This window comes from Gillisia sp. Hel_I_86, assembly GCF_007827275.1.
Lineage (GTDB): Bacteria > Bacteroidota > Bacteroidia > Flavobacteriales > Flavobacteriaceae > Gillisia.
This window is the reverse complement of record NZ_VISE01000001.1, coordinates 2,575,326-2,589,579: the sequence shown is the minus strand read 5'-3', so window position 1 is coordinate 2,589,579 and position 14,254 is coordinate 2,575,326. Positions and strand designations below refer to the sequence as shown.

General features: G+C 35.8%; 16 protein-coding genes and 1 tRNA gene. 7 read left to right on the top strand and 10 right to left on the bottom strand.

Annotation, left to right across the window (positions count from 1 at the left end):
• Positions 1–13 precede the first annotated feature (13 nt).
• Positions 14–658, top strand: a complete 645-nt coding sequence (locus tag JM83_RS11670; protein WP_144962284.1) for an O-methyltransferase — start codon at positions 14–16, stop codon at positions 656–658.
• Here JM83_RS11670 and JM83_RS11665 read toward each other — a convergent pair.
• From JM83_RS11665 to JM83_RS11635, 7 genes are all read right to left on the bottom strand, one after another.
• The gene (locus tag JM83_RS11665) at positions 655–1,212 is read right to left on the bottom strand and encodes a phosphatase PAP2 family protein (RefSeq protein WP_144962282.1); all 558 of its coding nucleotides are present in this window, start codon (positions 1,210–1,212) and stop codon (positions 655–657) included. The two genes, JM83_RS11670 and JM83_RS11665, sit on opposite strands and share 4 nt — an antisense overlap.
• Positions 1,212–1,493, bottom strand: coding sequence for a twin-arginine translocase TatA/TatE family subunit (locus tag JM83_RS11660; protein ID WP_144962281.1), 282 nt, complete (start codon positions 1,491–1,493; stop codon positions 1,212–1,214). The genes JM83_RS11665 and JM83_RS11660 overlap by 1 nt, the downstream gene beginning before the upstream one ends.
• A gap of 209 nt (positions 1,494–1,702) precedes the next feature.
• A complete protein-coding gene (locus JM83_RS11655) occupies positions 1,703–4,015 on the bottom strand; it encodes a M1 family metallopeptidase (RefSeq protein WP_144962278.1) in 2,313 nt (770 codons plus the stop codon).
• A 57-nt stretch (positions 4,016–4,072) separates the two neighbouring features.
• Positions 4,073–4,576 (bottom strand): DUF6702 family protein, encoded by a 504-nt coding sequence (locus JM83_RS11650; protein WP_144962276.1) that lies wholly within the window; start codon positions 4,574–4,576, stop codon positions 4,073–4,075.
• 126 nt (positions 4,577–4,702) lie between these two features.
• The gene (locus tag JM83_RS11645; RefSeq protein WP_144962274.1) at positions 4,703–5,524 is read right to left on the bottom strand and encodes a hypothetical protein; all 822 of its coding nucleotides are present in this window, start codon (positions 5,522–5,524) and stop codon (positions 4,703–4,705) included.
• Between the two features lie 16 nt (positions 5,525–5,540).
• Positions 5,541–6,356: a hypothetical protein gene (locus JM83_RS11640; RefSeq protein ID WP_144962272.1), complete on the bottom strand. Its 816-nt coding sequence runs from the start codon at positions 6,354–6,356 to the stop codon at positions 5,541–5,543.
• A 19-nt stretch (positions 6,357–6,375) separates the two neighbouring features.
• Complete coding sequence (locus JM83_RS11635; protein ID WP_144962271.1) at positions 6,376–7,188, bottom strand: hypothetical protein; 813 nt, start codon at positions 7,186–7,188, stop codon at positions 6,376–6,378.
• A 107-nt stretch (positions 7,189–7,295) separates the two neighbouring features.
• Between JM83_RS11635 and pepE the strand changes: the two genes are divergently transcribed.
• Positions 7,296–8,003 (top strand): dipeptidase PepE, encoded by a 708-nt coding sequence (gene pepE / locus JM83_RS11630; protein WP_144962269.1) that lies wholly within the window; start codon positions 7,296–7,298, stop codon positions 8,001–8,003.
• Between the two features lies 1 nt (position 8,004).
• A complete protein-coding gene (locus JM83_RS11625) occupies positions 8,005–8,919 on the top strand; it encodes a glutaminase (RefSeq protein WP_144962267.1) in 915 nt (304 codons plus the stop codon).
• A gap of 286 nt (positions 8,920–9,205) precedes the next feature.
• On the opposite strand, the gene JM83_RS11620 is transcribed toward JM83_RS11625, so the two are convergent.
• Both JM83_RS11620 and JM83_RS11615 read right to left on the bottom strand, forming a co-directional pair.
• A tRNA-Gly gene (locus tag JM83_RS11620) sits at positions 9,206–9,278 on the bottom strand.
• Positions 9,279–9,325: 47 nt separating this feature from the next.
• Positions 9,326–9,751, bottom strand: coding sequence for a GNAT family N-acetyltransferase (locus tag JM83_RS11615; protein WP_261376452.1), 426 nt, complete (start codon positions 9,749–9,751; stop codon positions 9,326–9,328).
• 64 nt (positions 9,752–9,815) lie between these two features.
• Here JM83_RS11615 and JM83_RS11610 point away from each other — a divergent pair, with 64 nt between their 5' ends.
• Genes JM83_RS11610 through JM83_RS11595 form a run of 4 tightly spaced genes read left to right on the top strand, consistent with a single transcriptional unit; the run spans position 9,816 to position 12,798 of the window.
• The gene (locus tag JM83_RS11610) at positions 9,816–10,367 is read left to right on the top strand and encodes a ClpP family protease (protein ID WP_144962262.1); all 552 of its coding nucleotides are present in this window, start codon (positions 9,816–9,818) and stop codon (positions 10,365–10,367) included.
• Positions 10,368–10,370: 3 nt separating this feature from the next.
• On the top strand, positions 10,371–10,661 hold the full coding sequence (locus JM83_RS11605) for a GNAT family N-acetyltransferase (protein WP_144962260.1): 291 nt from the start codon (positions 10,371–10,373) through the stop codon (positions 10,659–10,661).
• 9 nt (positions 10,662–10,670) lie between these two features.
• Positions 10,671–11,135, top strand: a complete 465-nt coding sequence (locus JM83_RS11600; RefSeq protein ID WP_144962258.1) for a GNAT family N-acetyltransferase — start codon at positions 10,671–10,673, stop codon at positions 11,133–11,135.
• A gap of 4 nt (positions 11,136–11,139) precedes the next feature.
• Positions 11,140–12,798: a murein L,D-transpeptidase gene (locus JM83_RS11595; protein ID WP_261376451.1), complete on the top strand. Its 1,659-nt coding sequence runs from the start codon at positions 11,140–11,142 to the stop codon at positions 12,796–12,798.
• On the opposite strand, the gene JM83_RS11590 is transcribed toward JM83_RS11595, so the two are convergent.
• Complete coding sequence (locus tag JM83_RS11590; RefSeq protein WP_144962254.1) at positions 12,788–13,525, bottom strand: murein L,D-transpeptidase catalytic domain family protein; 738 nt, start codon at positions 13,523–13,525, stop codon at positions 12,788–12,790. The genes JM83_RS11595 and JM83_RS11590 overlap by 11 nt on opposite strands.
• Positions 13,526–14,254 lie beyond the last annotated feature (729 nt).

Genomic DNA, 14,254 nt, shown 5'->3' with positions numbered 1-14,254 from the left:
AAAACATACCAACATGCATTTTCTTCCCGAAGCAATAGAGTCTTATACCGTTTCACACACTCAGGCCGAGCCTGATATTTTGGCTCAATTAACCAGGGAAACTTATCAAAAAGTGCTTCAACCAAGAATGCTCAGCGGGCATTATCAAGGCAGGCTGTTAAGCATCCTTTCCAAAATTATTGGCCCTACAACAATACTGGAACTGGGAACCTTTACTGGCTATTCTGCGATTTGTTTGGCCGAAGGATTAAAAGAAAACGGAACACTGCACACTTTAGACGTGAACGAGGAATTACAAACAATTCAGAATAAATATTTTAAACTATCTGGTTATAGTGCTAAAATCCATCAGCATTTAGGGGAAGCTTTACTTATTCTACCAACATTGGACATTAAATTTGACCTTGTTTTTATGGATGCAGATAAGCCCAATTATCCCGCATATTTCGACTTAATTATTGACAAATTAAACCCTGGAGGGATCTTGCTAACAGATAATGTGCTTTGGAGCGGAAAGGTTGTAGAAAGTTTAAAGGAAGATGATGAATCTACCAAAGCCCTTTTGGCATACAATAAAATGGTAGCAACAGATGCTCGATTGGAAACCATCATGCTTCCTATAAGGGATGGCTTAAGCTTAAGCCGAAAGAAAGCTTAATAGAACCTTTTTCCCGATACGAGATATAATTTGTAAAAGATAAATCCAAACACTATTCCAACAATAGCTCCCACTATAAGATCCAATGGATAGTGGACTCCAACATATACCCTGCTCATTATAAAAATGATTGGCCATATATAAAAAATATAAATCCATTTATACTTTTCCCGTAAGCTCAAGACCACAAAGGTTGTTACTACAAAAGAAGATGATGCATGACCGGAAAAGAAGCTGTAATTTTCGGGAGTTTGTAAAATTCTAATTAGATCCAACAACTCAGGATCGTTATTTGGCCTGAGCCTTCCAGCTAAACCTTTCACAAAATTAGTGAACGCCAAGGTGGTAAGAAAGGAGGATAATAAGAAAGCAGAATTAAAAAGTGCCTTCTTTTTATGAAAGGCAACAAAAAATAGAATGAAAAACAGAAGATAAAGAGGGATCCAATGCTTTATGTTGGTTACGAAGATCCAAAAGCTATCGTATTCTTCAATTCCCAGACTGTTTAAATAAACAAAAAGTTCCCTATCCCATTTATTTAAATGCTCCAGCATTAAAACCTACGTTTTACCGATCCTGTAATTTCGTCTATATCCTCTTTTATTTTGCTGATTTCATTTTGAACATCTAAAGAGACATCTTTACTAATACCTTGCTTTTCGGCGCTCTTGGTGATTTCACTTTTAATGTCGTTGGATGCATTACGCAGTGTGCGCATGCCTTTACCAAGACCTCTAGCGATATCCGGTATTTTATCGGCACCAAAAACCATGACTAATATAAATATTATAAAGCCAATTTCGGCACCACTTATAAATAATGGAAGTGTTATCATAGGCAACAAAGATAATCACAATATATATTAAAAAAAGAAGCCGACTCGTTAAAGTCGGCTTAAATAAAAAATCTCTTGAAAACGAAATTTTTTGTTTTGCCTCACCCGAAACTCCCAAAAAGGCAGTTCCGACCTCTCCGAAGGAGAGGTGAATCGGAAACCCTGAGGCAGAGCCGTCGGGGAATCTTTAGAATTATATTCCTGAAAAATTACTCTCCAGCTTCTTTCTTAAACTGTTCAAATTTGCTCTCTTTAGCTTCTTGAGGCCAGCTGTTGTTATCCAAGTTCACATCGGCAGTTTCCATGTTGGGATCTACCACTACTTTAGTAATTTCCTTATCGCTTGCTATTGCTTTACTAACTTCAGTATCATTCTTTCTCCAAACTTGTACTGGATATGTCACATTTTTAGTGGTTCCATCTGCATAGGTATATTCAACTATCAAAGGCATCACCAATCCACCCGGCTTATCAAAAGTGATCTCGTAGAAATACATAGGAGACTTCATTTTTGCACGCTCTTCAGCAGTAAAGTTGTCCATCAAGTATTCGTTCAATTGTGGAGCATTTTCCAAGGCATTTTTAGATTTCATGTCTTCAGAAAAGCCTTCGCCACCTTCTTCAACTACATACACTAAATTCATGCTATCTGGATCTGTAACCCCATAACGTTCCAACATTGCCAATCCTTCTTTGGTAGCCTTATCTGTAACAAAATATTTCTTAACATTTTTAACTCCTATATCTACATAGTCTGTACCGTAGAACCAACCTCTCCAGAACCAATCCAGGTCTACGCCAGAAGCGTCTTCCATTGTTCTAAAGAAATCTTCTGGAGTTGGGTGCTTGAACATCCAACGTTGCGCATAGGTTTTAAAAGAAAAGTCAAAAAGCTCGTGACCCATTACCGTTTCCCTCAAAATATTAAGCGCTGTTGCAGGCTTTCCATAAGCATTGTTTCCTAATTGGAACACGTTCTCAGGATTGGACATGATAGGTGCAATATATTTTTGATCTCCTTTCATGTAAGGAACGATCTTAGACGGTATCCCTCTTCTAGATGGATAAGCAGATTCTGGAGAAATAGCCAAAGGATATTGTTTTCCAAAATCTTGTTCAGCTAAATATTGCATAAAAGTATCTAAACCTTCATCCATCCATCCCCACTGGCGCTCATCTGAATTTACGATCATTGGAAAAAAGTTGTGTCCAACCTCATGGATAATGACACTTATCATCCCAAATTTCACTCGGTCACTATAAGTACCATCCTCTTCCGGACGTCCGTAATTCCAACAAATCATTGGATATTCCATCCCTTGATTCTTTGCGTGGACAGAAATTGCTTTATGATATGGATATTGAAAAGTGTGTTTAGAATAAGATGTTAAGGTTGTAGCTACAGCCCTTGTAGAATATTCTTCCCACAAAGGGTTTCCTTCTTTAGGGTACATAGAAACAGCCATTACATCTTTCCCCATAACATCTACATTCATCATATCCACTACAAATTTTCTTGAGGTAGAAAATGCAAAATCCCTTACCATAGTAGCCTTAAGCTTCCATGTTTTCTTCTTGTCTGAAAATTGCTTTTCAGCAGCTTCTGCTTCAGCTTGGGTAACAATAATTACAGGCTTATCATACGATTTTTTAGCTTGCTCATACCTTTTCATCATCTCTTTGGTATAAACGTCTTTTCTATTCTGAATTTCCCCAGTTCCATCTAAGATGTGATCTGCAGGAACGGTAATATTCACTTCGTAATTTCCAAAAGGAAGCGCGAATTCACCATTGCCCCAGAACTGCATATTTTGCCATCCTTCTACGTCATTGTAAACTGCCATTCTCGGAAAGAATTGAGCAATTACATAAACATTGTTCCCATCTTTGGGAAAATGCTCGTATCCAGATCTGGCCCTATCTGTAACATGGTTGTTAACGTTGTACCACCATTTGATAGAAAAGGAAGTGCTTTCCCCAGCTTTTAACGGCTGTGGCAAGTCTACACGCATCATCGTGAAGTTAATAGTGTGCGCAAGGGCTTTCCCATCTTTGGTAACAGATTCTATATTGAAACCACCATCGAAAGGTTCGTCCAAAAACTGATTTGCAAAAGTTCCCGGCTGACTTACAGGAGCTATCCCGCTCCCATTCTTCTCTATAGCTACAGAATTTTTAGAACGGATATTCTGATCCAGCTGCACCCATAAATATTCTAAATCGTCTGGGGAATTATTGTGGTAAGTTATAGTTTCTACCCCGGTAAGTTTTTGAGTTTTATCATCCAACTCAATATCCATTTTATAGTCCGCCTGATTCTGATAATAAGCAGCACCTGGCGCCCCTGAAGCAGTCCTATATTGATTGGGAGTTGAAAACTCCTCATAAAGTTGCCTAAATTGATTTTGATTTGTATGGCCCATTTCCTTTACTTCTTCCTTGGGAGCTTCAGTTTCCTGAGCATACATTCCTGTAGAAAGAACCAAGAAAAACACCAACATGGCAGATTTAAATTTTCTCATTTGTTATTTGTTGATTTTAATGTTGCTAAAAATAAGTATTAATTGGTGCCTCACAATTCAATCGCTAAAATTTAACACATCTTCTTGTTTAGCTTTATTGAGGATCAAACTTTTTGTAGAACCTTTATAGGTAACATGCACCAGATTTTTTTGCTCACTGAACATATCTGTTAAAAGTGCATTTTTTAACCCGATCTTTTTAAACGAAGACACTTTTGAAATTTCCAAATAAAGCAGTACCATATCATCCTCATATTCTTTCCCAAGATAATTGACCTCCACAGACTTTCCATCCAGCTGAACTTCAATTTTCTTATTCAGGTATTTTTTGATGTAGTCGTGAACTTCAGTACTTTCATTGGATTTCCCTAAACGAATAGATTTATCATATCTGGTTTGAAGGAGATCTTCCAGATCGTCTATAAAAACGCGGGAAATTATTTGAAGGCTTTCAGCTTTCTCATTGTATTCAATTTCTGTAACACTCACATAAAATTTATGATTGGTCTTAAATGAAGAAAAGCCAATAAAAAGAAGGACCAGGGCTAATTTAATTTTCATAGATATTAAAGAAAAATCGAAAATACTTTTATTTCGAGGTTTATTTAGATGTTTTCAAGTAAAATTAAAATGTTCAAAAAACGTTCCAAAAAAAAAAAAAAATCGGCCCCTTCTATTCTCGCTCTCTTAATCCAATTTTTCTAAATTATAGATTTTGCTCTGCTCGATCAAGAATTCGACTAAAGCGAGTTTGTTCTGCCTTTTCACCAAGATCAGTCCCAATCCATTATCATTTGCATAATAAATGAACTCATCTATAAAATCCTTTTTAATCGCCAAGGTTTCAGTAAAGAATTTCTCGTCGAACAATTCACGTAGCTGGGCAATAATATCACTGTTGTTCTTATACTTATTCAAGTCTAATTTAATTTCTGCTGGTTTACTGTCAGGAAGAATAGGACTAAATATTAAACCAATAAGACCTAGAATATCGGCACCCGGCAGTCCCGGGCGCTGGCCTAATGCTAGATTTAAGGGTGCCGATTGTGGATCGTTGATATCCGATTCGAATCTCATGTTTTTTATATCTCCAAACTTAATGTTTACCGGCATATCCCGTACAATTGGGATCTGAGCGATATCTGTATTGATGTTTCCTGAAAGATTGATATTGCTGATATTTACTTCATCCAGAACATTTAGGTCTTCTACCAAAACCACATCCAAAACCCCTTTTTTAATGATTTCTGGAGTAATTAGGACAGTAACGTTTTTATATTGAATTGAGGAAAATAATAGTTCATCATTTTCTCTCACCAAGATCTGAAACGAGCCAGAACCTGAATTCACCGTTCCTGTTTTTTGAGTAGAATTTATAATGTGTACGGAAGCTTCTTCAAGATAAGGTGCAGATATAGTTCCCTTAAGCTGGGTGCTTTCTTGGGCAAACAAAGGGGAAACAGTAACTAATAGTAGGGTGATTACTTTTAAATAAGTTTCTTTTTTCATATTTATTATTAAGTAATTAATTTTTATCCAACTCCCTCCTATAATTCTTGCTCTGATCCATCAAAAATTCAATTAAAACTAATTTATTAGAATTTTTAAGAAGATTACTTAATCCTTGATCATCTGCATAATAAATAAATGCATCGATGTCACTTTCTTTAAGTTCTAGCGTATTAATAAAAAAATCTTGTTGAAACAGATCCTTTAACTGCTCACTAGAAGTTCTTCTTGACCCACTATAAATCCGTGTTTGATGTTTTTCTTCGATACCTAAAACAGCCATTATGGCACCAGGGAGTGCTAAAAAATTAACTCCGCCAGGCTTGATTACTTCATTGGTTAAAAATGCCCTATTCAATGGAGCTTCTTGAGAATCATTAATATCTGCTTCAAAACGCATATTTTTAATATCACTTAGACCATAATTTAGAGGAAGATCATCTAAAACCTTCATCTTTTGAAGGTCTGTACTAATATTTCCTGAAAGACTTATGTTGCTTATATTCACTTCATCCAAAACATTAAGATCTTCTTGCAACACCACCTCTAAAATCCCCTTTTTCATCATCTCTGAAGTAATAACTAAAGTGATATTTTTATACTGAACCGAAGAAAACAATAGTTCATCATTTTCTTTTACTAAAATTTGAAACGAGCCAGAACCTGAATTCACCGTTCCTGTTTTTTGAGTGGAATTTATAATATGAACAGAAGCCTCTTCTAAAAAAGGTGCAGAAATAGTACCCTTAAGCTGGGTGTTTTCTTGTGCAAACGAAGGCGAAACAATAAATAAGAGTAGGGCTATTACTTTTAAATAAGTTTCTTTTATCATAATTCTTACGAATGGTCAGTTAATTTTTGCTCAATTGCTTTTTATATTTCTTGCTCTGCTCCATCAAGAAATCTATAAGATCCAATTCATTACCTTTTCTTAGCATTTCTTCATCCAAACCATTTCTATCTGCATATAAAATAAAATCTGGAATGTTTTCGAGTTCTATTTTGAAGTATTCTTTAAAGAATTCATCATTATATAAATCCCGAAGCTCATTGTCTATCGATTCATAAGATTTTGTATACGGATTTGAGATGTCATTTTTTTTATTTGATATCAATAATGACTTGAACAAATTCACAAAATTGAGTCCGTTTACGAGTCTTGTCTGACTAAAAGCCAAGGCTTGATTTTTAGGAGCTTTCCCGAAATCCACGACATTTTCGACGTTTGCAAATTCTCCTTCGGGAATTCCAACCTCCATATTTACCGGCATCTGTATCACTTCCAGATTTTCCACATCGGCATTCAACTGTCCAGAAAGATCATAGGGAGAAACCAGTACTTCAGGAAGCCTGTTTACAAGTTCGCTCACATAGATATTCATTTTTTTTGTTTCCAGTACCCTTTTATCTATCACCACTGTAAATTCCTGGAATTGAACAGCAAAAACCTTTATCGTATCACTTTGTGTAACAGAAATAGCGAACTTACCTTCAGCATTGGAAATGGTGCCTTCCTGAGAATTGATATTAAAAATACTTATTCCTTGGGGATCCTCTCCCACAGGAACTTCTATAGAGCCGCTTATCCTTATCCTATCATTGGATTGCGCATAAGTAAATTGCACAGTAAAGAACACAACTAGTAAGTAGGCAAGCTTTTTCATAAAATAAATTTTGTTTAAAGAAACAATTTAAGACGAAATAAATATAACAAGGTTTACTTAAACTTTGGTTAAAGCATCACAATTCCTAAATTTACAAAAATTCGTGAATGAAAAATGCCATATTAGCAAGCACTTCCACCTTGCACGGACAAAATTACCTATCCTATTTATTACCAGAAATTGCAAAACTCTTCAAGAATTGCGCCGAAATAGTTTTTATTCCCTTTGCCAGACCGGGTGGAATCACCCATGATGAATATACCGGTAGTGTAAAAAAGGTCTTAAAAACCATATCTATAAATGTAAAAGGGCTTCATGAATTTGAAAATAAAGAGCAGGCTTTAAGAGAAGCTCAAGGGGTATTTACAGGCGGCGGAAATACTTTTTTGTTGGTAGATAAATTACATAGAAACAATTTAATGATGCCTTTGCGAGAACAAATCTTGGAGGGCACTCCTTATCTTGGCAGCAGTGCAGGAACCAATATTGGAGGACTTACAATGCAAACCACCAATGACATGCCAATAATTTACCCACCGAGTTTTAAAACGTTGGGAGTGGTGCCTTTTAATATAAATCCGCATTATTTAGATCCAGACCTAAACTCAAAACATAAGGGCGAAACCCGTGAAACCCGAATCAAGGAATTTCACACGTTAAACACACAACCGGTTATTGGCTTAAGGGAAGGAAGCTGGTTGGAAATTAAAGATGAAAACATCATTTTAAGAGGCACCCCTTCAGCAAGGATATTTACAGTGGGTAAAGAGCCAATGGAACTAGTTTCTAATAGCAATCTTTCGGAAATTATATAATATGGATTATCAAAAAATACTCAATACGATTCATGAAGAAATTAGCTATCCTAACGCAATTGGTAAGGTTGCAGCGTATATTCCTGAACTGGCAAAAGTAGATCCCAAAAAATTCGGGATGCATTTGTATTGTAGGGATTCTGAACATTATTCGTTTGGGGACAGTCAAGAAAAATTTTCTATCCAGAGTATTTCCAAAGTTTTCACCTTAACCATGGCAATGCAGCTCTTGGGGGAATCTTTATGGGAACGAGTTGATGTAGAACCCTCTGGAGACCCATTTAATTCCTTGACTCAATTGGAGTATGAACAAGGAATCCCTAGAAATCCATTTATTAATGCTGGAGCTTTAGTAATTGCTGATGTTTTGGTCTCGAATTTAAAAGATCCAAAAAAAGACCTTTTAGAGTTTGTAAGGAAACTCACCGGGAACAATGAAATAAATTACGACCTGAAGGTTGCGGAATCTGAAAAATCTACAGGCTATAGAAATTACGGATTGGCAAATTACATGAAGGCTTTAGGGAATATAAAAAACGATGTAGAACCTATACTCGATTTCTATTTCCATCAATGCTCGTTAGCAATGTCCTGCGAAGAACTGGCAAAAGCTTTTATGATCTTCGCTAACGAAGGGAAAATATTAGGGACTGAAGAAAAAATTATATCTAAAAAACGAGTAAAACGTATAAATGCTTTAATGCAAACCTGCGGATTTTATGATGAAGCCGGAGAATTCAGTTTTGAAGTCGGCTTACCGGGAAAAAGTGGTGTTGGTGGAGGCATTGTTGCTATTCATCCTTCCCAATATTCTGTTGCTGTTTGGAGCCCACTTTTAAATCCTAAAGGAAACTCTGAGCTGGGAATGGCTGCCTTGGAAAAACTCACCACGCTTACCGGCTTTTCCATTTTTTAGAACTTTTTTAAAAAAGTAATAAGCTTTAGAAATATACTTTTTTGAATCAGATTCCTCCTTCGTCGGAATGACAAGTCTCTAAATATGTCATTCTGAAAGTAGTGAAACGGATGGAAGAATCCCTAGTGTTTATAAATAAAAAAACCTCCCTGGTTAAGGGAGGTTTTAGAGCGAAAGACCGGGTTCCCTTCGACTACGCTCAGGACAGGCTTCTCACCCTATATTACAACTCCAAATAGCAACTGGATTAAAATGAAAAAACCTCCCTAAATAAGGAAGGTTTTTGAGCGAAAGACCGGGTTCGAACCGGCGACATTCAGCTTGGAAGGCTGACGCTCTACCAACTGAGCTACTTTCGCAAGACCGTACAAATATAATCCTTAAACTTTTCAACTTCCAAAAAAAATTATAGCTTTTTTAAAAAATGATAGCCCTTGATCACATAGTCTAAATTCATATAAAATTTATGGGACTTAAAGTTCTGAACGTAAGAGTTTAACTCTTGCATCTCACACCCTTTCCCTTTAGCATATTCAAAAATATATTCGAATATTTCTTTTCCAAAACCTTGATTTTGATATTCAGACTTAATAAAAACGTGATCTGCTTCACAAGATTTACCGGCATAATGGCGCGTCATGAACCAAAGACCAAACGTGCCTATAAGTTCTTCCTTTAAATAAATGGCAAAGCACTCATAATTTTGATCGAACATTTCCCCCAATCGGGATTTCAATAAAGATTCTTCTGTTTGATATTCAGACAGTTCCATAATAAGTGGAACAACCAGATCCATATCTTTCTTTAAAATCTTGTTAATTGATAATTCCATCCTACGGTTTTCTGCGAAATTAGTCATAATTTTAGCTAGAATTATAAATCAGAATAAAATACTCATGAAAAATAAACCTGGAAAAATCCAAGACCTTATAGACGAAAAATTCATAGAGCAACGAAAGGTATTTATGTGGGGACAAGTAGATGGCAAATCTGCTAAGCACGTAATAGATAGATTGCTTTATTTGGATGCCATTTCAGATAAAGAAATTCAATTTTTCATTAATAGCCCAGGGGGTTTTGTAACCGATGGATTTGCAGTTTATGATACGATGAAATCGCTTAGGAGTCCAATTTCCACTATTTGTAGTGGATTGGCAGCATCGATGGGATCTATCTTGCTTTCCGGAGGCACCAAAGGAAGAAGGTTCATACAGCCGTTGGCTAAAGTAATGATCCATCAGCCAAGTGGCGGTGCACGCGGACAGGCTTCCAACATAGAAATTCAAGCTGCCGAAATTATAAAGATAAAAGACATCAGCGCAAAGATCCTTTCTGAAAATTGTGGTCAAAAAATCGAAAAAGTACTTAAAGATTTCAACCGTGATTATTGGATGGATGCCGATGAGTCTATTGCTTATGGCATTGTAGATGGTGTATATAAACCATAAATTATGAACAAGGAAATAAAACACAAAGAGAACCATACTAGAGGTATGTTCTATATGGAAGATGACAAAGGAATAACATCCGAGCTTACCTATACAAAAAAAGATAATGGCGTTTTGGTAATAGACCATACTGAAACACGATCCGAATTGGAAGGAAATGGATTGGCCTCTATGCTTTTGGAAAGAAGTATAGCATACGCTAGAGAGAACAATTATAAAATTGATCCCCTTTGCCCTTTTGCTGAAGTTAAATTCGATGAACATAAAGAATATAGGGACGTATTGGCAAATTAAATCATTAACATGCGTGCTACTTTCACTGTCCGACTAATTTCTGCGAGCACTACCTACGCGATAAGGAATGAAGTTTTGAGGCCGGGAAGACCAGTTAAAGAATGTTATTTCTCGGGGGATGATTCCCCAGGAACATTTCACTTGGGTATATTTAAGGACGAAAAAATAATTGGGGTTGCCAGTTTTATGAAAAACAGCAACCCCTTTTTTGAACCTATTGCCCAGTTTCAATTAAGGGGAATGGCAATTCTCCCTGAACATAAAGGACAGGGCTTGGGCACGCTGCTTTTAAAAGAAGGCGAATCTAAAATAAAACAAGAGGTTAAAGAGCCATTTTTATGGTTTAATGCCCGGGTTACCGCCATAGATTTTTATAAAAAACATGGCTACGAAAGTTTTGGGCAAAAATTTGAAGTTCCCGGGGTTTGTGAGCATATCGTGATGCTTAAGCATCTTGAAAGCAAGAATAAATAGCAAAATGAATCTGTTAAAAATCCTAGATCCAGTTATTAAAAAAGTGTTTCTTCTTGGCGTACTGCTCGTATTCGGAATTTATAGTTGTAAAAACGGGAATAACCATACTGATAAATTCGAGGCTTCCGAAGAAACTTCCAAAAATGCTTCGTTAGGATCTAAAAATGAGATTTCAAATATTCTTACTAATGCCAAAAATGAGGATTTCTTCCTAAGTGACTCGGTAAAGAAATTTTATACTGAAAGGGATTATTCCCCAGCATGGAGCAATCCTGAACTAAGAAAAGGTTTCATTGAAATCCTTAAAAAGGGAGAAACAGAAGGTCTTTATTTTGAAGATTATCATGGGGAAGAAATTGCAACATTAGAAACGAGCATAAGCTCATTAACTAAGGAAGAAAAAAGCAAGTACGATATTTTGCTTACCGAGGCTTTTTTCAAATTCAGTTCTCACCTTCTTAATGGTAAAACCGATCCTCAAAAAATTCATGAGGTCTTTGATATTCCAAAAAACCAGGCAAATCTTACCTCCCTCCTGAAAAATGCAATTTCTGATAATGATTTGGAAACTGCCCTTGATAAGGTAAGACCTAAGCACCCCATCTATAACCAACTCATGGTCTCTTTAAAAGAATATAAAGAGAAAATGAAAGACACCGATGAATTCAAGGAGATACCAGGTGGCGAAATGATAAAACCGGGAATGCAGGATATCCGATTACCAAAAATCAAATTCCGGTTGATGGTTTTGGGATATTTAAAAGATATAGATCCTTTTACTTACGATCATTCCCAACCTGTGCAAGATGCTATTAAGCAAATCCAACTGGAAAATGGTTTACTATCTGATGGTATTATAGGGAACAGCACTATTAAATTGTTGAATATAGGTTATAGAGATCGGTACAACCAGATTCTAGCCAATCTAGAGCGTTGGCGTTGGTATCCCAGGGATTTAGGAGCGCATTATCTCCTTGTGAATATTGCCAATTATCACTTAGAGGTGGTTAAGAACAATGAAAATATAAGAAGTCATAAAACAATGGTGGGAACCGATTCGCGAAAAACACCTATTTTTTCAGAAGAAATAAAATACACCGTCTTTAACCCCAATTGGACGATCCCTCCAACTATAAAAGCCAAGGATGTAATTCCCGGGGCAAGAAAAGATTCAACTTATTTGACCCGAAAAAACATAGACGTTTATAGTTCCAACGGAGACTTATTGGATCCTAGCACAGTAGATTGGAACAGCAATAAAGTAAAATCCCTAACCTACAGGCAAAAACCAGGCAGTTCCAACCCGTTAGGCAAAGTAAAAATCATATATCCAAATAAACATTTGATCTATTTGCACGATACGCCTTCAAAATCCCTTTTTGCACGTAACTCCAGGGCGCAAAGTTCTGGATGTATTAGGGTCGAGAATGCATTGGATCTTGCTGAATATCTTTTAAGTGATCAATCAGAATATACTCCAGAAAAGATTAATGATATCCTTGAAAAAGGAAAACAAAAGGAAGTTAAGATGAAACAACAAGTACAGGTTCATCATTTATACTGGACCGCTTGGACAGAAAATGGAAGACCTAGATTTACAGAAGATATCTACAATTATGATGAAAAAATTATATCAGAATTAAATAAGCCTTCTAAGCCTTGATCATTTCAGAATTTTTTAAATAAGTCTTGTCCGCAGAGTGAATATAAATAACCGACTTGTTTTTGATAACATCTATAATATCATTATTCAGTGCTGTTGGCAAAGCTGGACAGCCATAGCTTCTACCTAGTCTTCCTAAATTTTTTATAAAAGAAGGATTTGCATAATTGGCACCGTGGACCACAACGTAACGTTCTCGTGCTTTGGAATTGAATTGTTTTTCCATTCCATCTATAAACATGGAATAGCCATTTTTGCCATAATATGTTTCTCCTGTAACATAAAAACCTAAAGAACTCTGTAGGGAATTTACCTTATTGGAGAACTTCGTAGCAAATTCGCTCCCAGTATTTTTACCATGCGCAACAACTGTGTTGAACAACACTTTATTATTGGTCATGTCTAAAACCCACATTCTTTTTTTGGTGGAGGACAAAGTGAAATCTATAATTGTAAGGATCTTCTTTTCAAATGCATTTTCATCAGATAATTTAGAATATCCCATCATGCCATTTTTAAAACTCTCCAAATCTGGAACGCTGGTATTATTTTCCACAAAATCTGTATATACCCTATTTATATCTTCTTCCACGGTTAAGTTCACTTTGGTTGTTTCCAACAAAGCGATCGGCTCGTCCACAATATTAGCCGACTCAAGGCTATCTGTAGTGGTGAAAGCAAAGGAAAAAGTAAGCAAAGTAATTACGGTTAAGATTTTGTACGTCATAAAAAAATAAAAATTTTAAAGAATTGTTAATTTTTTCCAAATAGTGTGCCAACATACAAAAATAAAATTAGATTCTACCATTTATCGTGTTTTAATTACTTTTTGACGACTAAATCTTCTAATTTATTAATTTTCAGGGCATTTATTTCTCTATTAAATAGAGGTAACGAGTAATCTAACGAAAGAATTTCAATAATATTTTATAATTGTTAGGAAAAATTTAAGAAAATATTAGAATCACAAAATTTAACATTTCAACATTTTAATATATGCTTTTTTGATCTCTTCTATTAAAGTAGATTTGTTTGTCCGTAAAGTATCCTAAACTAAAAAAGGACGTCATTCTGTCCCGACAGTTCGGGAGTTTCAGAATCTCATTACAATGTAAATGAATGCAATATGGAGACCCTGAAATAAATTACCATTGACGTATTTGAATACTTTGTCATCCCGACGCTAGGAGGGATCTCTAGTTAAATTGATTCTGTTTTATTGAGATTCTTCGGCCCCCTGCGTTTCCTTCAGAATGACATCCTTTTTTATGTATTCCCAACCTAGAAGGGCTCTGACATCTTTCAACAGGCTACATTCGAGGTGATTTTTAACCATGTCAATTTCCTACGCTAGGTATTTTTTTTACTGGTTTCAGGGTGACGAAAGAACTATTAAGACAAAAAACGGATATACATATCAATTTTTAATAAAATATTAATAAGAGTATTTTAACAA